Below are 25,598 nucleotides of genomic sequence, written 5' to 3'. Positions count from 1 at the left end.
CGTGCGGTATTTACGTTATGCAACGCAAATAACCGGGTGTGGTTTTACGCCTTTTCGGCTACCTCTTCTGCAACGGTCTCGTCGGCAAGCACACTCGCCGGGCGATTTGCGCGCTGCTTTCGCGTGACGACGTCAATTGCGTATCCGATCACCGTCGCTGCCAGAGTCGGCAGGAACCATCCGAACTCGATGGTCTGACCAGGTACGAGACTGAGGAAGTCCGCCAAAGCAGAACCACCGACACCCAAACCGGAGAGTACTGAGATACCCGACCAGATGGTGGCAACCCAGACGCCCAGGCGGTAGGTGTAATGCAGCTTGAAGGAGTAGGAAATGACCGGGTCGAGAAGAGTCAGTGCAATCAGAGTGATAGCCGGCGGGTAAATAAAGGTGATGATCGGCGCGGCAATCGCCAGTACCTGAGACAGCCCCTGTGTTGCCATTACGAAGGACATGACCGTGAAGATAATGGCCCAGGCCTTGTAACTGATGCCCGGAAGCAGCAGGTTGAAGAACTCACTGGTGGCGGCAATTAGGCCGACAGCCGTGGTCATACATGCGAGCAGAACGATGAGGCCGAAGACAATCTGTCCGACCTGGCCCATGGCCAGCTTGGAAGCCTCTGCGAGAATGCCCGAGCCGTTATCGAAGGAGGCGGCATTCGGCAGCACCTGGCCGACATAGCCCAGACCCAAGTAGATGATGGCGAGCAAAATGCCGGCGAACAGTCCTGCGGTCATGGTTCCGCGAACCATGCGCTTGCCTTCTGGGACACCGCTGACGCGCAGGGCGGAAATCACAATAATGCCGAATGCCAGGCCGGCGATGGAGTCCATGGTGAGGTAGCCCTCGACCAGGCCGGAGGCAAATGGGGTAGAGGAGTACTTCTCAATTGGCGCAGCCGGAGCGGCATCGAATTTGAATGCCGACATTCCAACCAATACAACCAAGAGAATCAGCAAAGCCGGGGTGAGAATCTTGCCCAGTTTGGACACAATTTCATTCGGATTCCACGCAAGTGCTAAGGCGATACCGAAGAAAACAAAGTAGAAGGCCGCAGCGACGGCCAGTGAATCACTGCCGAAAATCGGCTGGACACCGGTTTCGTACGACACGGCACCGGTACGCGGCAGAGCGTAGAAAGCACCGATGGAAAGGTATGCGATTACCGGGAAGCCCAAGGAAAAGATGCGGCCCGCGCGGAACGCTAGGTCACGCAGGTTGTTGCCTGAAATGGCGATGGCGATGATGGCCAGAACTGGCAACGCCACACCGGTGAGCAGGAAGCCGGTGATTGAGGGGCCAAAATTGGTACCGGAATCCACTCCGAGCTTCGGCGGGAAGATGAGGTTGCCCGCGCCGAAGAACATCGAAAACAGCATGAGAGCTGTAACAACGATAATGGAAGCGAAAGACTTCGGGGACTCCACTCCGCTCGACTTGGTCATGAGAATTGTGTTCTTTCTAAATTAGTGTCGCCCGTAAGGTCAAGGGCGATGCTGCAAGCTGCTGTGGCGATGCCATTGTTGCCGGTGCTGCGGTGGCGCAAACGCCCGTTACAGCAGCGCAATTGCAGTTCGTGTGCCCATGTAGATGAAAGGCCACGATGTCGAAAACTGACACTCTTAATGTGAAATTGTGAATTTTCACGGGCTGGGTGGAGCCTGATGCGTGAATTAAGTTGCGGCTTGTATGATCCGTCTTTATTTGAATTATTAAGGGGCTTCGACGGCGTTGGTGGTGCCGACGAAGGCACTCTATTTATCCTAATGGGGCGTTCGAGAGAGGGAAAATCAAGAAATTTCCCAGAAAATTTGCTGCCTGTGATGGGGCAGCGAACATAAGAGAAAGAGCCTGGCGCACACGTTTACGCTGACAGCGTGTGTACGCCAGGCTTAGTGCTAATTCCGTCGCTCTACAGCAGATCCTTCACCTTCGGATCCACCAGCGCGGTCACTGCGGCCTTCGCATCGGCCGCAGTTTCGGCATCGACAGCGTATGCTGCCATCTGCTGGCAGGTAGCGCGGTCGTGGAGGCGGAGAGCGGCGCGGACGGCCGGCACCTTCTTGGAAGCCATGGACAGCGAGCTCACGCCGAGGCCCACCAGGACCAGTGCCAGCAGCGGGTCACCGCCGGCTTCACCGCAGACACTAATGGGCTTGCCGGTAGCATTGCCGCCCTTGCATGCGGACTTAATCATTTGCAGCACAGCCGGCTGCCATGGAGATAGGAAATCCGCCAGAGCCCCCTGCATACGGTCGGCCGCCATAGTGTACTGCGACAAGTCGTTAGTACCAATGGAGGCAAAGTCCACAATGGACAGCAGCTGCTTCGCACGAATCGCTGCTGCGGGGACCTCAATCATGATGCCGACCTTCGGCAGGCCACGCTCACGCGCTTTGTCCGCAAACCACTTTGTTTCTTCGACCGTTGCGATCATCGGAGCCATAACCCGTAGGTCAGCCTTGCGCCCGGTGGCGTCAAACGCAGCGGCGAGTGCATCCAGCTGCGTATCCAGCAAATCTTCCCGAGCCTGCGACAGGCGCAGTCCGCGGCGACCCAGCGCCGGGTTTTCTTCCTCGCCTAGGTCGGCAAAGCTCAGCGGCTTATCCGCACCCGCATCCAGCGTGCGCACAACCACGCGTCGCTCACCGAATGCCTTCAGCACACGAGTGTAGGTTTCCGTTTGTTCTTCCAAACTCGGAGCCTTGTCGCGGTCGAGGAAAAGGAACTCAGTACGGAACAGGCCGGTGCCCTCATTATCCTGCGCTGCCGCAGACTCACCATCTTCCGCGGTACCAATGTTGGCCAGCAGATTCACCGGGTAACCATCAGCGGTCTTGCCTGCGCCCACAGACTGCGCTAGGGCTGCTTCCCGGCGTCGAGCGCGCTCTTCCAACGCGGCGACCTCATCGGCGGTCGGATTCGCAATCACCTCACCGGCGCCGCCGTCAATGGCGACGAAGGTTCCGGCCTCGAGTTCCATGACGCCCTTCGCCTTAACGACGGCTGGAATGCCCAGCTGTGCTGCGAGGATAGCCGTGTGACTGGTCGGCCCGCCACCAGCGGTGGCAATGCCTACGACCAACTCGGGGTCAAGACCCACGGTTTCGGCGGGCGCGAGATCGTCGGCAAGCAGAATAGTTGGGGTGGAGACATCCGGGACGCCCGGTTTTGGCAGGCCACGCAGCTCGCAAATTGTGCGGTCGCGAACATCGTAGAGGTCGGTGACACGTTCAGCCATGTAGCCACCGAGACTGGTTAGGAGCTGCGCGTAGTCCTCAACGGCATCGTGAACGGCCTGGGTGACGCCGGAACCCGCCTTGAGTTTCTTCACCACGGCCTTGGCGAGCGCCCTATCGGAAGCCAGTTGCGCAGTGGCCTCCAGAATCGGACGTGCCTGCGGGCTGGAGTGCTCAGCCTGCTTCTTCAGCGACTCTGCGACGTTGGCCATCGCCGCGCGGACGCGCTCACCATCGGCGACGGGATCGGTCGACGACGGCTCTTGAGTATCAACTCCCGGGGCGGGGAGTACCTTTACTACTTCAGCGCTGGCCGTACCGGTCGAGACACCGATGCCATAGATGACAGTGTGCTGCTCGTTCATTGCTTCCGATCTCCTTTTCGGGACCTCTGCGGGGATACTCGTCGGTCGTGGTGTGCCGTGGTGTTATCCAGGAGCGTTCTAGCTGGGCTTACTCGGCATCAAGGTCGCGCTCGAGCATGGCTGCAAGCTCGTCCAGAGCTGCAGCTGCGGAGTCGTCCTCGCAGCTCAGCGTGACTTCGTCGCCGTGCTTAGCGCCGAGGGTCATGACCTCCAGGATCGAGGCGGCATCGGCCTCTTCGTCGTCAAGGGAAATGACGATGTCGTAGTCGTACTCAGCAGCAGCCTGAGTGAACAGGGAAGCCGGGCGAGCGTGCAGGCCTACGGAGGAACCGATGGTAGCGGTACGAGTAATCATGGTTGAATCCTTTCGGGTCGAATATGTGAAATTTTCTGACTCAGGCACAGTGCCTGTACACCCCACCGCTGGTGCTTGCTTAGCATCAACGTCGCGCACGCTCCGGGAAACCCTGGAGGCGGTGGGAGATACAGCCGCTGCCTGCACAATGCGTGCAATGTGCAGGGTGAGGTAGGAAACTTCGTCTTCCGTCAACCCCGACCCCAGACGCAGTTCAATGACTGCGGAGATACGCTGTGCGCAGCGAAACGCCTCTGGGGCGGAGTCACGGATGGCCTGGCCAATAGCGGAGGAGTGATCTTTCAACTGCTCATGCTTGGCAATCCGGACGAACAGGTAGCGCAGGTGTGTGATGAAGCGCCCCACATTGACAGTCTCTGGCTCCAGCGTGATGCCAAAATCACTTTCAATGATTGTGAGCAGCTGCTGCAGGACGCCCGTCATGGTGTAGGTGAAGCTCAAATCACCCGTAGAAAAACCAGCATTGACTAGGTGTAACGTAATCGCCACCGCTTCTGAGCGGGGTAATGGCGCTATACGACGGTCATTGAGAGCGCGATTGATATGCGACAAAATCGCCTGCGCCTGCGCGTATTCTTCACTATAAAGTTGGCTGACTTCCGCGAGCAGCGGGTAATCTGCTCGCTGCCCGTTAGCTGCCCTCATGATGGCGAAACCAATGTGATCGGCTAACGCCACAAGGAGGGAAGCGTTCTTCGTCATCGATTCCGGCAGGCCGGCTGCGGTTACCGCATCGGTCACAAGAGTCATGTGAGCCAGCGGAATTTCTGTGAGCATCGTGGCAATATGGTCCGGATCACGGCCTTCCGCTGGGACAAAGATGCGAACAACTTTGCTCGAATCAACCGGCTGCCCCGGGCGGGCCTTGAAGCCAATGCCGCGGCCGGTGATGATTTTCTCGCCGGTCGCGTCCTTGGCCAGGACCACGTTGTTATTGAATACTCTCAGGATTTCCATGTCGGTAACCGTGAACTCCTCCATAAGTTGAGGGATTTCAGGCCGGTATGCCTTCTAGAAATCAATTATGGCTGAACTTCGATGACCATGTCGCCGGCTTGGACGGAGATGCCGGTGACCGGGGAAACCTTGGTCAGCTTCTTGGTATTGGTGATGGTCATCAGTGTCGTGGTTGGGTAGCCAGCTTCCTTGACCTTGTCGAAATCGACTTCGGCAAGAACATCGCCGGCCTCGACGTGCTGCTTCTTGGAAACCTGGACATCGAAGCCTTCACCGGCCATCTTGACCGTGTCGATACCGACGTGGACGAGTACCTCTACACCGTCATCGGTCTTAATACCGAAGGCGTGACCGGTCTTTGCCACAGTCATCAACGTGCCCGATACGGGTGCGACCACGGTAGAACTGGTCGGCTTGATACCGACACCGTCACCGAGAGCACCGGAGGCAAAGACCGCGTCGCCGGCCTCAGCAAGGCTGACAACCTCACCGGCAACCGGGGCCTGCACCTGTACAGGCTTGGTATCAACGGCAGTTGCGACACCACCGGCGCCAGCTGCCGCAGCAGCCGGTGCGGCAGCCTCGGCGTTGGTACCAGCGTCACCGGAAGCCTCAGCTGGAGCCGAATCGGAGCCACTGGTGGCAGCGTGTGGGGTGGCGTCGCTGGGTTCGTCGTCAAGCTCTGCGGCGCGTGCGGCCTCGGCCTCAGCCTTCTCTTCCGGCGTGCGGTAGTCGGTGAGAATGATGGCGAACATGGCGACGAAGAATGCCACGGCGACGGAAATCAGGTAGACCCACATCGGTTTGAACACGACAGTGGTGATGAGGGAGGTGAAGACGAAGGCGTTGGTTGTCACACCACCGAACGGAGCCGACAGGATGGCGATAGTCAGACCGCCGGCGAAACAGCCGAGCAGCATGCGCGGGTAAATCCGCTTGAAGCGCAGGTGAATACCGTAGAGGGACGGCTCGGAGATACCACCGAAGAGACCTGCGGCGAGTGCACCGGTTGCCGTCTGGCGCATCTGTGTGTCGCGGTCGCGCATGGAAAGAACCAGCACACCGGCAGTTGCACCGAAGCAGGCGAAGTTCCAGGCACCCATCGGGCCTTGGATGAAGTCGTAGCCGAGAGTCTGGATATTGACCAGCATCAAGGCATTCAGCGGCCAGTGCAGACCCAGAGGTACCAGGAACGGGTAGAGCATCGGGATGAGAATTGCGAACACAAACGGTGCGTTCGAGTTCATCCATGCAAGGCCGGAGCCAATTCCGTTACCCAGCCAGATACCCAGCGGGCCAATGAGGAAAGCCGTCAGCGGAATCATGATCAGCATGGAGATAAACGGTACGAAGACCATCTGGACATTCTCCGGGAAGATTTTCTTCAACCCGTGGTAGACCACTGCCAGAATGGCGACCATGATCAGCGGTACAAAGACCTGTCCGCCGTAGTCATTGAGCTGCATTGGCAGGCCGAAGATGTTGGCGGTGAAAGTTTCGGTACCGAGTTCCTCGTTGACTGTCTTGATGGTGTCCGAGAAGCGATCGGTATCCTGCAGACTCATAAACTCCGGCGTCATTAGGGCAGCCATGATGGCTGCGCCCAGCCATGGATCTACCCGCAGCTTCTTCGCTGCGTTGTAGGCGACCATGATTGGCAGGAAGTAGAAGACGCTGCGCCACATGGCATCGACGAAAATCCAGGTGGCGGACTTATCCTCAGCGCGGAAGTCGACGATGTTCAGGCCGTCGAGTACAGCCGCAATCGCGATAATCAGCGATGCGCCCAACAGCACGCCCAGGATTGGGCGGAAGGAATCCGAGAGGTACTCGAAGAAATTGTCCAGCCAGGAGTACTTGCCGCGTGCCTTCGAGCGAGCTTCTGCCTTAACGTCTGCGTCGGACTTAGTGGCGACTGCGCCGGCACCCTTCATTTCCGGTAGATGCTTAATTGCCGTGTACATCGATTCGACGCCACCGCCACAGATGACCTGGTAGCGGTTATCGCCCTGGTGAACGACACCGAGTACGCCCGGCACCTTGTCAATCTTGTCCTCGTTGATCTTGGAGACATCACCGAGTTCAAAACGCAGACGCGTCGCACAGTGCGTCATGCTTGTGATGTTTCCGGGTCCACCGAGGTTTTCAACTATTGCCCTCGCGCTGGAATCTTTTGACGACCCCATCGTGACCTTCCTTCACAGTAAGCAGGGCCGTTAAACGCAAAAAGACCCGAGGCACCACAAACTGTGGGCCTCAGGTCTTGCCTCAAAAGAGTAACAACCCTGGGTTGATATCTATTAACTTCGACCCTACTCCGCTTTACATAGTTTTGACAAGGTAGTAAATCAAGCTCAAATTTCACATTTGGGGATAGCCTGGATTGCCTGTGGACAACCGCATGCAACCTATTTCGCGCTCAGTGCGGAAGCCGTAAGGTGGCAGCTATGAGGATTGGAGTTTTAGGTGTAGGAGCTGTCGGCGGCTGGTTTGGCGGTCGCCTCGTGCAAGCGGGTTATGATGTCGTCTTTCTCGCCCGCGGCGAGACTCTGACACGTCTTCGTGAGGTGGGGCTCACGCTTATCGACGAGCACGGGGAACGCAGCATTATCCCCGTCAAAGCAGCCGACAATTGGGGTGAACTCACTGCCGATGGCGTCGACGTCGATGTTGTGATTGCGGCAACCAAGGCGCTGCCGGGCAACGATCCTTTCCCGCAAGTTCCGGCTGGTGCAGCAGTGGTGACCACCCATAACTCGGTGGAAATCCCTTATTTGGCAGCGGGGCGGTTCGGTGAGGACAAGGTGTTCCCGGGTGTTATCCGCGGTTTCTTTATCCACACTGGCCCGGCAGAAGTCACCTTCCGACCAGGACCGATGAGCCTGAACATCGGCACATTCGATGACTCCACTAATGACCTGGTCGGGGCAGTTATCGAGGCATTGCACATGGCTGGGCTCGGTGGCGAACAGCTCCCGGATATCTGGGTCGATATCTGGGCAAAAGCGATGTTCGTGGCTAACCTCGGTGCCCTAGGTGCCCTGGCTGATAGTCCGATTGGTTACTTGCGTTCGGAAATGCGCGACAGCTTGACGCGGATGTTTGAAGAAACCGAGGCAGTCGGTCGAGCCTGCGGCGTTGCGCTGCCAGAGGACATCGTGTCGCGGACCTTGGCCTTTACTGATGATCAAGGGTACGACAACACCTCGTCGATGCAGCGCGACTACACCGCGGGACTTACCAATGAGCTCGATGCCCAGATTGGCGCAATCCGCCGGATGGGGCAGAAGGCGAAAGTGGAAACGCCGACGCTGGATCTGGTGTATGGCGCTCTGGTTGGGCGTCAACACAAGCATAAGAATTAAGAGCTGCGGTGCTCAGCTAAGTCAAACCGGAATTGGGGGATTGGAAAGACTGATGAAAATTGGATCGGACTACACGGAAAACAATGGGCTCATCATCGGTGAGGATGGATTGGCTCGACCGGCATGGGCTGCTCACAGTGAGCTGCTGAGAGAGTACTACGACACCGAGTGGGGGATGCCGGTGCGCGATGAGCAAGGACTATTCGAACGGCTCAGCCTGGAGGTATTTCAGGCGGGGTTGTCGTGGGAGACAGTGCTGAAGAAGCGGCCCGCGTTTCAGGAAGCCTTCGCGAACTTCGACCCCGATGCGGTTGCTGATTTCGATGACGAAGATGTCGAAAGATTGATGAATGATGAACGAATCATTCGGAATCACAGGAAGATTACCGCGGTAATCAATAACGCCGCGGCGACGATTGCTCTGCGTGAAAACGGAGGCTTAGCCGAGTTGATGTGGTCGTTTAAACCGGAGAAGTCTCCCGAGCCACGTTCAATCGAAGAGGTGCCCAGCTACTCCGAGGAGTCCAAGGCGCTTGCCAAGGCATTGAAGAAAGCTGGTTTTAAGTTCGTAGGCCCCACCACGGTCCTTGCATCAATGGCTGCCGTGGGGATTGTCGATATCAACATTGTTGGCGCACATCGGCGCGGTGCCTCTGGCGTTTTTGACTAGGGGAAAGGGGGATTTAACTAGCTAGGGGGAAAGAAAAAGAGCGTGCCACCCGGCACGCTCAAAATCTTTCGGTTCGTGTAGAACTACTTGTTCTCGTAGGAGTCGGAGTAGTTCTGGCCGTCCTCAGAGGTCCACTTCATGGTGTCCTTAGTGAACGGCTGCTCCCAGCCGTTTTCAATCTCCGACTCCGGTGCGGTCGGCAGACCAATCTCGTTTTCCAGTGCACCGTTGGCAACCCAGGTCTCGCGAATCTTACCGATCAGCGGCTGTGCACCATTAGTCTCTGGGGACTCAACGAAGGTGACGTTCTCGTATTCAGCGGCAACCGCGTCGCCGACCTTCTTAGCGGACTTGAACTCGCCAGCCTCAGAATCGTACGGGGAGGTGAAGGAAGAAGCTGCCTCGGTGATGGACTCAGGCAGGTCAGCCTCTGCCACATCCTCGCCAGCAGCGTCGCCCAGCCCCAGACCGTTCATAGCCTCGTTAGCCTTGTCCTTAGCGCCATCAGCAGCCTCGCCAGCCTTGTCCTTAGCGCCATCAGCAGTCTCGCCGGCCTTGTCCTTAGCTCCGTCCATAGCGTCGCCAGCCTTATCAGTGGCGTCGGTTGCTACCTGGCCCGCCTGATCCTTGGCGTTGTTAGCAGCATCCTGTGCGTCATCGGAAGAACATGCAGCCAGGCCGCCGAGAAGAGCGGCGGAGCCAACGATTGCGGTAGCGATACGGGTCATCTTCTTGTTCTGCATTTCAAAACCACTTTCTTGAGAGCTAACTAAGTTACCTATTCAATTATTGACATCTTCCACTATTTGTCCGAATTAAATTCAAAGAGAAATTGACAATTCTTTTGAATATCGGACATTCGAAGATGGTGTGGCTTCAAAGCCGTACAGAAAGAACACTAGGTAATTCTGGAGCCTGTGCAAGTCAAATGGCGCGAATCCGTGCACTCTATGCTCTATTTGTTACCGAATTTGCGTGATTGCGAAATTGGAATAGTGCTGGTGAGGGCGTTGCGAGTAACGGAAAGGTATCAATCTTATTAAGCTTGACGTTTATTGCTTATTTTCTTTCTCTGCGTGGTTGGAGCCGCGGGCATCGTCGTCAAGCGTGTACTCGCCATCTGGCAGGACGAACCAGGCCAAGAGGTAAAGAGCTAGGAACCCAGCGCCAATCTTCCAGCCAAGCATCGATCCAACGCAGGGAAGGATGATGTAGACCATTCGTGTGAAAGTGATATCCCAGCCTTGGCTTTCCGCGATTCCTGCGAGGACGCCACCGAGGAGGCGGTCATTACGCGAGCGGTAAATCTTCTTGGTGGATTTTTCGGGAGCGGCGTCGCTCATTAGATAAATACTCCAAGGTATGGCTATTTAAGTATATTTCGGTAGATCGCGCTTATACGTAAGTTTCCTTCGGCATGATGATCCATGCTGCGAGATAGAGAAGAAACTGCGGACCAGGCATCAGGAAAGACGCGACAAATATAACGCGCAGCAAAGTCGCATCCCAGTTGAAATACTCAGCGAACCCACCGAGCACACCGGCAACCATTTTGTTATTGGTGGAACGGGTCAGTGACTTGTTGTTCATAACAATCAAGGGTAGCCCCAATCCGTTTAGTTCGCATTGGTGCTAGCTCTACTAAATGTGCCGACCAAAAACAGCGTGTCCCAGCTAAAAACACCGCTACCGCAATACGGTTAGGTGGGGTAGTGGTGTGGGCGTCGTCAAGCGAGTTTTACTGGGCGCGGGCACATCTGAACAACTCCCTGACCTGAACGAACGTAAATCCGCAGGTCAGCATTTCCCAAGAAACCTTGTCGCCAATTCCCACGCCACCACCATCCAAGCCTCCCGTCAGTCCCGTGGAACAGCGTCGTCGAGTCGTCGGTGAACATACGACAGCAGCGAAAGCGCCTCGTACAATTCCGTTTCGGTGACGGTTCGGTTGAGCCTCGGTTGGTGGGCGGCAGGGTTGCGGTACAGGCCACCTATCGCGGTGACGAGGGTGCATAGCCCTGTCTGCTCGTTGCGCTCGGTGGGGTTGCTGAGGCCATTGATGGCGAGCACCCCGCTCTTGACGGACAATGCCTTCTCGGCCAGTTCGGCACCGTCACAGTCGAGTCCCACCATGTCCCGTAGTCGCTGGAAGACGGACTTTGACGCTTCCAGGATCGCGTGTAGAAATCCGTGGCGAAGAATCTCCTCCTCGCAGTGGGCGAGGACTTTTTCGTGGGTGCCGCGACGGGTGAGTTCTTCGCGCACGGTATTAGTTAGCCGCTGTACGTCCGACAGCGACGACGCGCCCTTGGTCCGCACAACCTTGCCAGAGGCGCCTACTTTGAGGCCGTGGAGCACGAGTACGGGGCGAACGAGTCTGCGTCGCGTGTCGAACAGTTCCGGGTCACTCACGTAGCGGGCGGGGTCGAAAGCATGAGTGAGAAACGTGACTATGCGGTCAGCGTTTCTTCGGGTGTTTTGGGAGTGGGTAAAAGAGGCTTCCAGGCGTTTCCACTTCGTGATTTCACCGGGGTCGAACATGTTGAGCTGTTGGAGTAGATGTCCGATTTCACTACCCGTGAGTCCGTGCTCAGTGTGTCCAATGGCCTTGGCTAGTGCGGTGAGTGTCGCGGGAGGGAAAGAGTTAGTGGTCATGGGAGACAAGTTTAGGAGGCGTGGGGGTTGGCGAGGGTGGGCGCAGGGGGCAGTAAACTCTCTGACCTCTACCTGCGCAGCCCCTCCAGGAACCTACCCCGTAGCATCAAGTTTGCTCCCCCGCGGTGGGGCATCGCCCCAAGCCAGTCGTAGCCTAATCTGCGACCCGCTACGGAACTCAAGGCCGTCTTCCGCGGCCTGTGCCACGTTAGATCGCTCATCGCCAAACTGAATCGAAGCCCCTTGCGATGGCTAACTTGAAGGACAAGAATCAACCTAGTTTAAATTGGCACCAACCCGGTTAATATTGGCTAAATAGAAGAGGCCGTCTTTTTTGGCTTCCTTCTTCCGGTTTTGTCGTTCCTGGAAGCTCTTTATCCCAGAATCCATCCCCTTCTTGGTAAGAGGGAGTCCTGCTACTGCACTGCCAAGGAGACTAGCGCCCTGCATGAGTGGTGAACTTGTCAATTGTTCAATGTTTGCGACTGTGAACATCAACGCACCATTTGCAGCGAGTCCCGCAGCCCCCTTGGAAGCTGCGATGACTCCATCTTTGACGGCACCTAGTCTACTGTCGTAAACCGCCATTTCCAGCTCCTGCACATGCGGTAAAACATCGTCGAACCACAGTTGTTCGATTTCTTCATCAAGGTTTTCGCTGAAAATCTCTTCGTGGAGCTTTGTATTCAGACTCTTCACGCTTTGTCGGTACTGATGAAGGCGAGGTTCAATTTGATTTCGCACGTCGAGAATGACGGGCACTGGTGCCTCCGACAGGTTTGGCAGAGAGATAGTCATTTGAGTTCCCAGCTTGGTGGTTCTGATGTTGTCCTTCCTGAACTTGGGAATGTTTAGATGCCCCTCGTTGTGCATTGCTTTGTATAAATCGTGCATCATGGGGTCCATAAGGATCGCTGAACCCGATGTGTTGAGGGATTTTGCAAGAAATTCCGCTTTGGTTTTTAGGTTGTCAGACTCGAACAGTTGATAAAGCTCGTTCGTCCATTCGTCATCAAATGTCAGGATGCCCGCTTTTTCGGCAGCGTCGATTTCTTCGCCACCCGCGGACTTCCACATGTCGTTGAAGTTTCTACGAACGCCTTCGGTCATTTCACGAAGAATTGGATGAAGTTGATTCCACACTTTGCGCTGTTCAGCGAATTGGGGCCCCTTCCTCCAAGTTTTTCTATTCACACTTTCTTTTTGGCTTTCGATTTGCTCCAACACGTCAAACACACGTTCAAACTGTTCCATTTGTTCGGCAGACAGAGCACCAGCCTCAAACATTTGGTTGAAGAAAAATGCAATGAGCATGGTGTCGTCCAAGTCATTGAGCCTCAAGAATTGATGCAAAAGGGTAGTTCCCAGCGAAAGAACTGAAATGTGGTCTGCGTACAGGAGGCCTGATCGAATCAACCTGAGATCGTCACTTACTTCAGACGGACTCCCACCGAGGGAGCCGACACCTGCGATGATGGTTAAGTCTGGAATGGTCGTCTTCGACAAGGACTTAAATTTAGCCAATTTCTCTTCCGATTCTGTAGCACTTTCACCCGAGTATAAGGCGCATAAGTGCGCGGGGATCTGGAACACACAGCGCGCTTGATTACAGAAAATGGCGTGGCCCGAGCGTGTATAGAGTGGGCGACTTTGATTATCCTCCGGGGACGAGAAAGCCCCTGCCAAGAGAGCATATGAGTGCTTCACTGGCACGGATGTGAGAAGTCGCGGATGGCCTCTTCTTCGGTCTCGACGATACGGACCTCTTCAAGCTGTGGGAACTCGTTCTTAATCCAATTGACAGCCTTCTGGAGCGAAGCTAAGAAATTCCAGATGCATGCTCTCCAGAATCAATCAAAATGCCTCGGCGTGGGCTCTCGAGTTGCCATTTCCGAGGGGGCATTTCGTACCACCATACGGAAAAACCACAGCGTAGGGGCATTTACGCAGTTTTCAGCACGACATTCCCGCTTTACGACGGTCACAGCGGCAGAGCCCAATTTCCGTCAATAAGTTGCCCGTAATAACTACTTCGACATGCACAATTGATACTTTTTGAGAACGATTACAGATGAGTGAATTATCCTCCCACGCATCAATGTTTATGAACTTTGTCACATGTCATTAAGTTGCGACACATTTCTGGTTCAACGGGCGTGATTGCCTGGCATCCTACCTTCGCAGCATGCCCCATCCGCTCTTGGTGTCCGCCCCCCTTGCGGTGTCCCTCGCATCCGTCCCTCGTGTTGTCCCTAGCGACACCCTCGCACGTATGGCCAATTTCCTGGCACTTATCGATGATTTTCCTTCACTTATCGACGATTTTTCGTCACTTATCGACGGCTGTCCGGCACTTATGCGCACGGTATCCTCCCCACCCTGTCACTTGTCGATGCGCTGTTCACTTATGGCCACGCTATAGCGCATCGACAAGTGAATATTGCATCGATAAGACTGGGGCGGAGAGTGTGCAACTCTACTCGTGCAGGGGTCGCGGCCCTTTTGTGGTGGTGTATGACCCTGTTCAGGGGAGTGGCCCGGAACCGCGCACAAATTCGTGCTCACATACGCGCGCGTATGCGGGCCCAGGCGCCCGCAGCCAGCATGACCGCAATGAAAAACCGCCTGACCACATTAACTGTGGTCAGGCGGCATCTAACAAGCTCGTTGGGCGGCCATGAGGAGCAATGGGGGGGTGCTTGCTGTGGCCGTCGTGAAGCGAAAACTTTAGCAGTCGTAGTACATTTCGTATTCCTGCGGAGTCGGGCGCAGGCGAACCGGTTCGATCTCGTTTTCGTACTTGTAGTCGATGTAGGTCTGGATGAGGTCCTCGGTGAAGACATCGCCCTCGAGCAGGAACTCGTGGTCATTGCGCAGGGCCTCGAGTGCGGCCTCGAGAGAGGTCGGAGCCTGCGGGATGTCGGCAGCTTCCTCCGGCGGGAGCTCGTAGAGATCCTTGTCGACCGGAGCGTGCGGCTCGATGCGGTTCTTCACGCCGTCCAGTCCGGCCATCATCATGGCAGCGAAGCCAAGGTACGGGTTGCCCGACGGGCCGGGGCGCGGAACTCGATGCGCTTTGCCTTCGGGTTGGAGCCGGTGATCGGAATGCGAACAGCGGCAGAGCGATTGCGCTGCGAGTAGACCAGGTTGATCGGAGCCTCGAAGCCCTTGACCAGGCGGTGGTAGGAGTTCAGGGTCGGGTTGGTGAAGGCCAGTACCGCACCTGCGTGGTGAAGGATACCGCCGATGTACCAGCGAGCGATGTCCGACAGACCTGCGTAACCGGCCTCATCGTGGAACAGCGGCTTGCCGTCCTTCCACAGCGACTGGTGAGCGTGCATGCCCGAGCCGTTGTCGCCAGCCAGCGGCTTCGGCATAAAGGTGACGGACTTGCCCTCTTCCCAGGCGGTGTTCTTGATGATGTACTTGAAGGTTTGCAGGTCGTCTGCAGCGTGCAACATCGTGTTGAACTTGTAGTTGATCTCCTGCTGGCCACCAGTGCCGACCTCGTGGTGGGCGCGCTCCAGGTCGAAGCCGGCGTCAGCGAGCTTCAGGCACATCTTGTCGCGCAGGTCCTGGTAGTGGTCGTACGGAGCGGTAGGGAAGTAGCCGCCCTTCAGACGGGTCTTGTAACCCAGGTTTGCAGAGCCGTCCGGGTTCTGGTCCTTGCCGCGGTTCCACCAGCCTTCGATGGAATCAACTTCGTAGAAGCCGCGGTTGGTGTCGGTCTCGAACTTGACGTTGTCGAAGATGTAAAACTCCGCCTCAGCGCCGAAGAAGCAGGTGTCGGCGATGCCGGTAGAGATGAGGTATTCCTCCGCCTTCTTCGCGACGTTACGCGGGTCGCGGGAGAACGGCTCGAGGGTAAACGGATCGTGGACGAAGAACTTGACGTTCAGGGTCTTTGCCTTGCGGAACGGGTCAATGCGCGCAGTGCTCAGGTCGGGTAGCAGTGCCATGTCGGACTCGTCGATGGAAGTGAATCCACGAATCGAGGAACCGTCGAATGCCAGGCCTTCGGCCATCGCGTCCTCGTCAAATGCGGATGCCGGGATGGTGAAGTGTTGCTCGATGCCGGGAACATCCGTGAAGCGGACGTCTACGAACTCGACGCCCTCTTCCTTGATATACGCGACTACTTCCTCGGGAGTTTTGAAGGACATGTGCGGTCTCCTTAGTTGGCCTTGTTTAGTACGCAGTAGGGAATTCTTGCACGATGTTTCGTGCACCTGCCGCGCTGTCAAGGACTGGCCGGTTGACGCCTTCAAGCTTAACGAACCACGCATTCATTCTGGAATTAGAACCACGAATTTCTGGCATGGCGCGTGAGAAATTCGCCAATACGGAATGGGTTACGCAAATAGGGAGCGGGTTATCTGTTTATGGAAACGAGGCAATACCCTGCGCATTCATGCCACACACGCTTTACGACGAGCCTTTAGCTCCCATGCTGATAAGAAAATGGAAAAGGCGACGCAACATCGCCCCCGGATTACCCCCGCACGCGCTGAATGGCTGTCCCAGCCCGTGATTTGATAGCCGGATTGCTGCATTAGACTATGAACCCATGGAAGAAAAGCACAGTTGGCTAGATGGCCCTCAGATTCCGGGAGAGTTCGATAATCCGGACAAGCTCTCGGACTATCCCGGCCAGGCATTGGGTCTTGCCCCCGATGGCCCAGGATCGCAAGCGACGTTGATGCGTCGCGTCGGCGGCATTCTCATTGACTGGATTATTTCCTTGATGATTGCCGGCGCTTTTTCGATGTTCTTCGGCCCGAGCGAGGCGCAGATTGACCAGTTCGGGGATTCGTTTATCGCCTGGCAGTCATTCCTTGCGACCTATTCGCCAGTTGTCTTCCTCATTATTGGCACGGTGTCGGTTTGGCTGTTCGCCCGCACTCCGGGCCAGTGGATGATGAAGATGGGTGTCGCTCGCGTGGACAAGCCCGGCGAGCGAGTTGGCTTTGTTCGTGCCTTCTTCCGCAGCTTGCTTACTCTTTTCTTGCTGCCGCCAGCAATCACCGACTCGGATATGCGCGGCATGCACGACCGTGCCACTGGCACGGCCGTCATTTTGGGTTAGCGCTATAGCACCAACACGACCAGGACCTGGGCGAGAATAATCTTCATGATCATGGCCATTGGATACACCGTTGTGTATCCCATTGCCGGCAACTCGTTCTTGGCCTGGTCGTTGACGTATGAGAGCACTGCCGGGTGAGTCTGCAAGCCCGAGAGGATACCCGCAGTTTGGCCGAATGGAATCTTCAGCACACGGTGACCGACAATGAGGGTCAACAGTGCGGAGCTAAACGCGATGATGGCGGCAAGACCCAGAACTGTCAGTGATGCCGGGTCAGACAACGCAGCCTGGAATCCCTTACCAGCAGTGGTGCCGATACCAGCCAGGAACAGTGCTAGACCCATGGTGCGGAACGCCAGGTTGGCCGAGTAGGGGATAGGCCAAACCAACGGGCCAGTGCGACCGACAGCACCCAGAATCAGCGCCACAACCAGTGGACCACCAGCGGACCCCAGGGCGAGCGAGCTGCCGCCCGGAAGCGGAATCTTGATGAGACCCACCAAGACACCCAGCGTAAGCCCAAGGGTGAGGGGCAAGAGGTTGACGTCGGAAAGCTTCTTGTAGGAGTCGCCGAAGAACTTTGTTGCGTCCTTGATTTTCTCTGGCGGTGCAACCACGCGGACGCGATCACCAAGCTCTAGGCGCATGTTTGGCTCTGCGACGATGTCGTGGTCGCCGCGGCGAATACGCGTAATGATTATGCCGTCCATGCGAGTCTGAAGTTCCGCAATGGGTACACCGACCACGTCAGATGCAGAGACGAAGATGCGACGGAAGTCCAGGCGACCGTCGTGTGTCGGATCACCCGGCATAAGCTCGCCAATGTACTCGGCGGCACGAGCAATTTCTTCCTCTGTACCGACGACGGAAATAATATCGCCGACGGAGACAGTGTCACCCGGAGACGGAATGTAGAGGTGGCCCTTGTACTCAATGCGCGAAACCGTGATGTCCAAACCGAACTTCGACGGAAGGTCAGTGATGGAAGGCAGGTCGTCCTTGAGAATCTTGATGTCCCGAGTATGTAGCGGAAGCGCGGCGACACCTGCGTCAATAGCTTCCTGGTCGTGATCGACGCGGAAGACCTTCGACATAATACCGATAGAGGCAATCACTGCCAGCACGCCGATTGGGTAGGCCAGGGAGTAACCAATCACCGGCATATCGTGGGCAGCGGCCAGCTCGCCCTTATCCGAAATGAGGCTAGGAAGAGCATCGACGATTGCGGCCATAGCCGGGGTGTTGGTCAGGGCGCCTGTGAAGGCGCCTGCGCCCTCCACCGGGTCGATAGGCAAAAACTTGATCAGCAAGAAAGACTCGATAGTGACAACTGCGAGCACACCAATGCCGAACAGGTTGTGCTTGATACCGCGCGAGCGTAACGAGCTGAAGAACTCGGGGCCCGCCTCCAACCCGATGGTGTAGACGAATAATGCCAGGCCCACGATGTAAATCAACGGGGAGATTTGAATTTCCGGCTCAATAGTCGCGAGGATAAGGCCGACGAAGAGGACGGCAGCCACGCCAAGCTTGAAGCCGAAGATCTTGATCTGGCCAATTGCCAGGCCAAGAAACAAAATCACTAGAAGCGCTAAGAGTTCATTTTCAGCCAAGAGTTGCACATATCCCATGGTGGCACAACTAGCAGTAATCTTCATTAAGCATTGTTTCCAGCAAGGATACGACCTTTGCTGACAGCGTGATAAGTGAGAGCAATCACTTCAACAAGACATCAATAACTGTGTGTGAAGACATGGCTTTAGGCATCGTTTTAAAGCTTTAAAGCACAAAAAAAAGGGGGCCCGAAAGCCCCTTTTTTCTGCTTCAACCTAGATTGCCCCTCGGCGGGTTGCCCGAGCAACCGACCCTGGTGAAACCTAGCTAAAACCTCTAGTGCTTCTTGCCGCGATTGGCGGCACGGCGCGCACGACGGTTCATGCCGGCCTGTGGGTTAGCGCCCTTCGGCATTGGCCCCTTGGGCATGTTCGCGCGCGCATCGCGAATACGGTCCATCGACTGGATGCGCTCATTCAGAGCGTTGGCCTGATCCTTATTCAGGTTGCGCGGCAAACGCATGAGTTCGCGCTGCAGCTTCTTCGGCGGGACCTGGCCCTCGTCGCTACCAGCAATCATGTCGTAAATCGGCGCTTCGCCCGCAATGCGTGCCAGCGACTTCTTCTCACGAGCAATCATCTGCTTGACGCGGTTCGGATCACCTTCACCGACCAGCACAACACCGGCGTTACCAATAACACGGTGAACAGCATCCATGTGCTGATTAGCGACAACACCGGTCTTGACGTGCCAGACATAGCCAACGCCCTGACGCATATTGTCCAGCGTCCACGCTGCAGCGCCGGCCTGGCCTTCCGCCTCTGTGTAGAAGGACGCCTCAAGACGCTTAGAGAAGATGTACATCGCGACCATAAAGCCGATCGAGATACCAATAATCGTCAGAATCCAGGGCCAGACTCCACCAATGAGCAGACCAAGCAGTAACAGCAGGATAATTGGACCGAAGAAGCCCAGCGCCATGTAAGGCACGAGCTTGTTGTCCCGCGAGCGCTGCAGCTTAAACGCCTGCCACATCTGGCTACGAGTCTGCTTACGCTGAGCGCGCTTGGCGGCGCGGTTCGCCTTCTTCATTTCTTTCGCATCATTGGTCGCCATAATCACCAACTTTAGGGCATGCGATGTAGTTTTAGGCAATAGACCGCGCCGTAGCGCCGTTTCGCTTTACGACGGCGCTGCGGCCGTCAGCCTCTAGGAAGCCGGAATAGCCGAAGTGACTGGCGTATCCTCCGATGCGCCATAGCGGTCAAGCAGAGTCGAGGCTTCCTGAAGTGCGAGGTTGTTGTCGTTTTCGTCGGCAAGCGCGGACAGATGCGCAGGCAGCTCCTGACCGCGGTGCGCCAGTGCGCGGGCGTAGAGCCGTCCAGCGCGGTAGGAAGAGCGGACCAGCGGGCCGGACATGACGCCGGCAAAGCCCATCTCTTCAGCGGTCTTGGAGAGTTTGACGAACTCCTCCGGCTTAACCCAACGTTCAATTGGATGGTGCAGTGGAGTGGGGCGGAGGTACTGAGTGATTGTCAGAATATCGCAGCCGGCATCGTGCAAATCTTGCATAGCGGAGATGATCTCGTCGTAGGATTCGCCCATGCCCAGGATGAGGTTGGACTTGGTAACTAGCCCAGCTTCGCGAGCGCGAGTGATGAGTTCCAAGGAACGCTCGTAGCGGAATGCGGGACGGATGCGCTTGAAGATACGCGGCACCGTTTCCACGTTGTGGGCGAAAACCTCGGGCTTGGCGTCGAATACCTGCTGTGCTGCAGATTCGTCGCCACGGAAGTCATCGACAAGGAGCTCGACTCCGGTATTCGGGTTGAGTTCGTGGATCTGACGGCAGGTCTCAGCGTAGAGCCAGGATGCACCGTCGGGCAGATCGTCGCGGGCGACACCGGTGATAGTGGCGTAACGAAGACCCATCTCGCGGACGGATTCCGCAACACGACGCGGCTCATCCTTATCCAATGGGTCGGGCTTGGCTGAGTTAATCTGGCAGAAGTCGCAGCGGCGGGTGCACTTATCGCCGCCGATGAGGAAGGTGGCCTCGCGGTCTTCCCAACATTCGTGAATGTTCGGGCAGCCAGCCTCCTGACAGACCGTGTGCAAAGAGGCACCCGAGACACGGTTTTTCATGTCCTTGTAGCTGGGGCCCGGACGAACCTGGTTGCGAATCCACCGGGGCTTGTTCTCGATAGGGGTCTCGGCATTTCGTGCCTCGACGCGCAGTAACTTACGTCCTTCTGGCTTAACAGTCACAGTTTCATCCTACTCTTTTGTTGATGAGTACTCGAATATGCCGGTGGTGGAGTTGTGCTTCACCCGGTGTGGCAGGTCCTTCGTGGGGTCGGGCGCGGAGCCGAAGGAATGGTCGGCAACGGTCAAACGGCCTTCCAAAGCATCTTGCAAATCTGCCAGAAGCGACTCTGTCATCTCTGACACGCTAACATCTCGGTCAAGCTCCCGGGATAGGGTGGTCACTCCAGCGTCGGAGATGCCACACGGGATGATGTAGTTGTAGAACTCCATAGAGTTGTCGCAGTTCAGACTGAGTCCGTGCATGGTTACACCATGGGTCACGCGGATTCCCAGTGCCGCAATCTTTCGGTCGCTCAGTCCGTTTGATGCGGGAACCCATACCCCCGAGCGGCCATCGATGCGGCCAGCAGCCGCGATGCCGGCTCGGCGAACGGTTTGAATGAGGGCTTCTTCCAGTCTGCGGACGTAGTCCACCACATCGACCGGCTGAGCGAGCTTGATGATGGGATACATCACAAGCTGGCCCGGGCCGTGCCAGGTGATGCGGCCACCGCGGTCGACATCGACGACCGGCAACCCATTGGTAGGACGGTCCTCCGGCTGGGTGCGCTTTCCTGCTGTGTAAAGACTCGGGTGCTCAAGCACGAGAACCTGATCTGGAATTAGGTCTTTCGCACGCTTGGCAGCAAGGTCTGCCTGTAGGTGCCAGGTCTCTTCGTAGTCGACAAGGCCGAGATGTTGAATCTCGATGTCGGAGCTTGATTCCCGAATGGATTTATCTGCGCGAGTAAAAGGTTTTCTTGGGGCAGTCATGGTGGCCTATAGGATACGCCGAAATTCTGTAGGCCTCAGATTACTTGTTACTTGGATAGCGCCAAACTTACTTGGATAGCGCCAGACGTAAAAATACCCCGGTGGTCACTAGAAAGTGACCGCCGGGGTAAAAGTGGCGTGCTTTTGTGGGCTTAGCCGAAGACGACGCGGAGGATGGAAACGGTGATTGCCGAGATACCTGCAGCGGCCGGAAGGGTAATAACCCAGGCCAAACCAATCGGCTTCATCAGGTTCCAGTTAGCGGCACGGTTAACGATACCGACACCGAGAACGGCACCAATCAGAATGTGGGTGGAGGAAACCGGCAGACCCAGCAGGGAAGCAATCATAACGACCACAGCAGCGGAAAGCTCTGCGGCAAAACCCGATGCTGGGTGAATCTCAGTCAGGCCGGATCCGACGGTCTTGATAACGAAGCGGCCGATAAACCACAGACCGGAGATGAGAGCGACACCCATGGTGGTCATGACTGCCAGCGGGACGCCGGACTCGGAAGAGATCTCGTTGGTACGGAGAACATCCAGAATTGCCACGAACGGGCCAAGCGCGTTAGCGATGTCGTTCGAGCCGTGGGAGAAAGCGAACGCAGCAGCGGTGAAGACCTGCATCCAGCTGAACAGCAGGAAGGTGGAACGATCCAAATCCTGACGCTTCAAAGTACGCGCGAAGATGTAAACGGCAAGCCACACTGCGGTGGCGATCATGCCCATAATCAGGAAGTTGTCCAGGCTGGAAAGCCCTAGGTGAAGGTTCTTCAGACCCTTGAACAGCATCATCGCGGAGATGACAATAGAGCCCAGGGCTGCTAGACCCGGAACCCAAGCTTCCAGCGCACGGTGAGCGCGGACATCATCAACCTTGGATTCGATGTGGACGAGCTTGCGGAAGTACTCAGACTCCAGGTCATCCGGAGTCCAGTCGTTGTCACGCATCGTCGTAGCGTCGCGAAGCATCGCGTTGGTGTACGAGATCTGATCGTGCTCAGGGAGCTTTTCGAAGTCGTCGCGGTGCTGCGCCTTGAGGTCCGCCTTTTCCTGGTGGATGGCCTGCAGCTGCTTGGAAGCCTTGTCGTTGTAGACGAGAATCGAGTTCTTAATGCCGCCGAACAGGAGGAACGCGACCAAACCGCCGAGGAGCGGAGAGAGGACCCAGGAAACGGCGATCTGACCAATCTGATCCCACTGGACCATGCTCCAGCCACCCTTGCCGGTGATGAAACCGACCGTCAGTGCGGCACCGACGATACCGCCGACGATGGAGTGGGTAGTGGAGACTGGCCAACCCATGCGGGTGGCAACGAGGAGCCACACTGCCGCGCCGAGAAGCGCGGACATCATGATGAAGGCGAACTCCATCGGGTCCAAACCGTGGATTGCGTTCAGGTCCACAATGCCGGAACGGACGGTGTCAGTAACCTCGCCACCAGCGAGGACGGCGCCCGAAACCTCAAAGACTGAAGCGACAACAAGCGCCTGCTTCATGCTCAGGGTGCCGGCACCGACTGAAGTACCGAAGGAGTTAGCAACGTCGTTACCGCCGATGTTGAACGCCATGAAGACGGCGAACGCGATGGTAATCAGAAGGATTGCCGTATTTGCCTGCGGGCCCACAAAGTCATAAGCCCAGAAGACAAAAATTACGATGTTGATTGCGAGAAGCCCGCCGAAGAAGAGGTGCCACCACTTATCTGAGGAGCTCGATTGCTCAGATGATGTGGTCCCGGTCGACGAACTAGTATTCGCTGGAGCCGAGGACATGCTCCACCTTTCTAAGTTACGTACAGAGAGCAAAAATAGGCACGCCAAAGAAGCCTGCTGTCTAATGATTTCTTAGATTGGTAAAGGCTAATTGCTAACTAGGTGACGGCTAGGTTAACAAATAATGAATTTAATTATCGCTATCTTCAGCTCTCGTCGGTGTAGCTGAAAGCGATAGCCGGAACTGTGTGCGGGGGTGTGTGGTGTTCTCGCATTTCGGCAGGACAAAAAGTATGCACATTTGCTACTTGCAGCTTTGCTTTCGGTTCGACCCTCCCGCTGTCTGCTAATGGCTTAACGGCGCAATAACAGCACGTTAATTCTTTGTGCTGATGGAGCCTTTGCTAGCTATGTGTGGCTACGTGAAATCTGAGCACTAGCCAAGAATAGGGGGCCTGCGCATTTGAAGGAATCGCTGATTAGGTTCAACTGCGGGACGAATGCGGCAAAAGAAATACCCGCGTCAGCCGCAAAGTGCGACTAACGCGGGCAGGGAAGAGGCAGAACCTCCTGCTAGCAAGCCAGCTAGATTCCCGCGGCGCTACTACCCCAGGAAGGGAGCAAGCTGCTTAGAGCTGCAGATCCGATTCGAAGTTAGCAACCTCGAGGCGGTCAACAACGGTCGTCATAAAGCGACCTGCATCAGCGCCGTCGATCAGGCGGTGATCGTAGGTAATTGGCAGGAAGACCATGGCGCGAATACCAATGGCATCTGCCTCATTCTCGGTGACGACTACTGCGCGCTTCTTAATCGCGCCGGTGCCGACCATTGCGGCCTGCGGCGGAACCAGAATCGGAGTGTCGGTCAGAGCGCCCTCGGAGCCGATGTTGGTAATGGTGAAGGTGCCGCCGGACAGGTCGTTCGGGGTCAGCTTGTTGTTGCGAGCGCGGTCTGCGATGTCCGCAATAGCAGCAGCCAGCTCCGGCAGGGACATATCCTGAGCGTTGTGGATGACCGGGGAGAGCAAACCCCGCTCGGTATCGACAGCGATACCCAGGTTGACCTGCTCGTGGTAGGTAATCTCCTTGGTCTCTTCGTTCCAGGAAGCGTTGACGTTCGGGTGGCTGACCAGAGCCTCAACGATTGCCTTTGCAAAGAATGGCAGGAAGGTCAGCTTCGCGCCGTGCTTCTTCTCGAACTCAGCCTTCTTAGTAGCGCGCAGATCCCAGATGGCAGTCATATCGGCCTCGTGGACCTGGGTCAGCTGTGCGGAAGTCTGCAGAGACTCGAGGGTCTTGGCAGCGGTAATCTCGCGGATGCGGTTGACACGCTGGGTGGTGCCGCGCAGCTCAGCGAGCTCAGGGCGAACGCCCTTGGTGGACCAGTTGGAGCCGGACTCAGCAGTAGTCTCCTGGCCGCCCTCGGCAGCGCGCAGAACATCCTGCTTACGAATGCGGCCGCCGATTCCAGAGCCCTCGACCTTAGTCAGGTCAACGCCGTGCTTGTCAGCCAGCTTGCGGACCAGCGGGGTGACGTAAGGAACGTCCTTGTTAGCGGAAGGCTTGGATTCAGCCTTCGGAGCCTCAGCCTTCGGAGTCTCCTTCTTCGGCTCCGGCTTGGACTCTGCCTTCGGCTCTTCCTTCTTTGGCTCCGGCTTGGATTCAGCCTTTGGAGCTTCCTTCTTCGGTGCAGCCTTCTTTGGCTGGCCACTGCCAACGCGAGCGATGACCTCGCCGACGTCAACGGTGTCGTCTTCGTCGTAGAGGACCTCGAGCAGGGTGCCTGCGACCGGGGAAGGAATTTCGGTGTCGACCTTGTCGGTGGAAACCTCGAGCAACGGTTCGTCGACCTCGACGGTGTCGCCGACCTTCTTCAGCCAGGTGGTGATGGTGCCTTCGGTGACGGATTCGCCGAGCTCCGGCATCTCAACGTCAGTAGCGTCGCCAGCGTCAACGTCAGTGGAGTCTTCCTCAGTCTCCTCGTTAGCCTTTACTGGCTCCTCGTCCTTCTCGACTGCGGCAGATGCCTCCTCGGCCTCTTCCTTGGCGGCCGGAGCAGCGTCTGCATCGCCAACGCGAGCGATGACTTCGCCGACGTCAACGGTGTCGTCTTCGTCGTAGAGGACCTCGAGCAGGGTGCCTGCGACCGGGGAAGGAATTTCGGTGTCGACCTTGTCGGTGGAAACCTCGAGCAACGGTTCGTCGACCTCGACGGTGTCGCCGACCTTCTTCAGCCAAGTGGTAATCGTGCCTTCGGTGACGGACTCGCCGAGCTCCGGCATCTCAACATCAGTAGCGGAACCGGAGGCAGCCTTCGGTGCTTCCTTCTTTGGCTCTTCAGCGTCTTCCTTCGGAGCCTCTTCCTCGGTCTCCTCAGCGGAATCGTCAGTGCCTTCCGGCTCTTCGCCCGGCTCGCCGACCTTTGCGATGACCTCGCCAACATCGACGGTGTCGTCTTCTTCAAAGAGAATCTCGGTGAGAACACCGGCGACCGGAGATGGAATTTCGGTGTCGACCTTGTCGGTGGAA

18 protein-coding genes and 2 pseudogenes are annotated in these 25,598 nt (G+C 56.6%); 3 read left to right on the top strand and 17 right to left on the bottom strand.

Features of this window, described 5'->3' with window-relative positions:
- Positions 1-44: 44 nt before the first annotated feature.
- The 5 genes and pseudogenes from brnQ to HMPREF3135_RS05655 all read right to left on the bottom strand — a co-directional run bounded on the left by brnQ (position 45) and on the right by HMPREF3135_RS05655 (position 7,126).
- A complete protein-coding gene (gene brnQ, locus HMPREF3135_RS05670) occupies positions 45-1,448 on the bottom strand; it encodes a branched-chain amino acid transport system II carrier protein (RefSeq protein ID WP_049170188.1) in 1,404 nt (467 codons plus the stop codon).
- A gap of 467 nt (positions 1,449-1,915) precedes the next feature.
- Positions 1,916-3,607: a phosphoenolpyruvate--protein phosphotransferase gene (gene ptsP, locus HMPREF3135_RS05665; protein WP_049170190.1), complete on the bottom strand. Its 1,692-nt coding sequence runs from the start codon at positions 3,605-3,607 to the stop codon at positions 1,916-1,918.
- Positions 3,608-3,695: 88 nt separating this feature from the next.
- Positions 3,696-3,962, bottom strand: a complete 267-nt coding sequence (locus HMPREF3135_RS11570; RefSeq protein ID WP_224433282.1) for an HPr family phosphocarrier protein — start codon at positions 3,960-3,962, stop codon at positions 3,696-3,698.
- Between the two features lie 162 nt (positions 3,963-4,124).
- A pseudogene (locus tag HMPREF3135_RS11565) lies at positions 4,125-4,940 on the bottom strand (PRD domain-containing protein); the annotation flags it as partial.
- Positions 4,941-5,005: 65 nt separating this feature from the next.
- On the bottom strand, positions 5,006-7,126 hold the full coding sequence (locus HMPREF3135_RS05655) for a glucose PTS transporter subunit IIA (protein ID WP_070438610.1): 2,121 nt from the start codon (positions 7,124-7,126) through the stop codon (positions 5,006-5,008).
- Positions 7,127-7,387: 261 nt separating this feature from the next.
- On the opposite strand from HMPREF3135_RS05655, the gene HMPREF3135_RS05650 reads away from it, so the two are divergent.
- A complete protein-coding gene (locus tag HMPREF3135_RS05650; protein ID WP_048732590.1) occupies positions 7,388-8,305 on the top strand; it encodes a 2-dehydropantoate 2-reductase in 918 nt (305 codons plus the stop codon).
- A 52-nt stretch (positions 8,306-8,357) separates the two neighbouring features.
- On the top strand, positions 8,358-8,975 hold the full coding sequence (locus tag HMPREF3135_RS05645) for a DNA-3-methyladenine glycosylase I (RefSeq protein ID WP_070438607.1): 618 nt from the start codon (positions 8,358-8,360) through the stop codon (positions 8,973-8,975).
- An 83-nt stretch (positions 8,976-9,058) separates the two neighbouring features.
- Here the strand turns inward: HMPREF3135_RS05645 and HMPREF3135_RS05640 are convergent, their stop codons facing one another.
- The 6 genes and pseudogenes from HMPREF3135_RS05640 to glnA all read right to left on the bottom strand — a co-directional run bounded on the left by HMPREF3135_RS05640 (position 9,059) and on the right by glnA (position 15,793).
- A complete protein-coding gene (locus HMPREF3135_RS05640; protein WP_070438604.1) occupies positions 9,059-9,718 on the bottom strand; it encodes a hypothetical protein in 660 nt (219 codons plus the stop codon).
- Between the two features lie 309 nt (positions 9,719-10,027).
- Positions 10,028-10,318, bottom strand: coding sequence for a PspC domain-containing protein (locus tag HMPREF3135_RS05635; RefSeq protein WP_070438601.1), 291 nt, complete (start codon positions 10,316-10,318; stop codon positions 10,028-10,030).
- Between the two features lie 52 nt (positions 10,319-10,370).
- Positions 10,371-10,565, bottom strand: a complete 195-nt coding sequence (locus HMPREF3135_RS05630; RefSeq protein WP_048732581.1) for a PspC domain-containing protein — start codon at positions 10,563-10,565, stop codon at positions 10,371-10,373.
- A gap of 267 nt (positions 10,566-10,832) precedes the next feature.
- Positions 10,833-11,630: a TIGR02391 family protein gene (locus HMPREF3135_RS05625; protein WP_070438598.1), complete on the bottom strand. Its 798-nt coding sequence runs from the start codon at positions 11,628-11,630 to the stop codon at positions 10,833-10,835.
- Positions 11,631-11,906: 276 nt separating this feature from the next.
- Entirely contained in the window at positions 11,907-13,136 is a 1,230-nt protein-coding gene (locus HMPREF3135_RS05620) for a hypothetical protein (protein ID WP_141739576.1), read from the bottom strand.
- A 1,221-nt stretch (positions 13,137-14,357) separates the two neighbouring features.
- Positions 14,358-15,793: pseudogene (gene glnA / locus HMPREF3135_RS05615) on the bottom strand (type I glutamate--ammonia ligase).
- A gap of 404 nt (positions 15,794-16,197) precedes the next feature.
- Between glnA and HMPREF3135_RS05610 the strand changes: the two are divergent.
- On the top strand, positions 16,198-16,716 hold the full coding sequence (locus tag HMPREF3135_RS05610; RefSeq protein WP_016423046.1) for an RDD family protein: 519 nt from the start codon (positions 16,198-16,200) through the stop codon (positions 16,714-16,716).
- A gap of 2 nt (positions 16,717-16,718) precedes the next feature.
- Here the strand turns inward: HMPREF3135_RS05610 and HMPREF3135_RS05605 are convergent, their stop codons facing one another.
- The 6 genes from HMPREF3135_RS05605 to sucB form a co-directional block, all read right to left on the bottom strand.
- Entirely contained in the window at positions 16,719-18,338 is a 1,620-nt protein-coding gene (locus HMPREF3135_RS05605; protein ID WP_172954657.1) for an aspartate:alanine exchanger family transporter, read from the bottom strand.
- 268 nt (positions 18,339-18,606) lie between these two features.
- A complete protein-coding gene (locus HMPREF3135_RS05600) occupies positions 18,607-19,386 on the bottom strand; it encodes a DUF4191 domain-containing protein (protein WP_069359204.1) in 780 nt (259 codons plus the stop codon).
- 93 nt (positions 19,387-19,479) lie between these two features.
- Complete coding sequence (gene lipA / locus HMPREF3135_RS05595) at positions 19,480-20,538, bottom strand: lipoyl synthase (RefSeq protein ID WP_069359203.1); 1,059 nt, start codon at positions 20,536-20,538, stop codon at positions 19,480-19,482.
- Between the two features lie 9 nt (positions 20,539-20,547).
- Positions 20,548-21,351, bottom strand: coding sequence for a lipoyl(octanoyl) transferase LipB (lipB, locus tag HMPREF3135_RS05590; protein ID WP_048732570.1), 804 nt, complete (start codon positions 21,349-21,351; stop codon positions 20,548-20,550).
- A gap of 152 nt (positions 21,352-21,503) precedes the next feature.
- Positions 21,504-23,129, bottom strand: a complete 1,626-nt coding sequence (locus HMPREF3135_RS05585) for an inorganic phosphate transporter (RefSeq protein WP_016423042.1) — start codon at positions 23,127-23,129, stop codon at positions 21,504-21,506.
- A gap of 569 nt (positions 23,130-23,698) precedes the next feature.
- Positions 23,699-25,598: 2-oxoglutarate dehydrogenase, E2 component, dihydrolipoamide succinyltransferase (gene sucB / locus HMPREF3135_RS05580; RefSeq protein ID WP_246818313.1), on the bottom strand; the 1,900-nt coding region annotated here is incomplete at its 5' end.

The sequence above is a fragment of the Corynebacterium sp. HMSC14H10 genome, assembly GCF_001807105.1.
Taxonomy (GTDB): Bacteria; Actinomycetota; Actinomycetes; order Mycobacteriales; family Mycobacteriaceae; genus Corynebacterium; species Corynebacterium jeikeium_D.
This window is presented reverse-complemented; position numbering and strand designations above follow the sequence as displayed.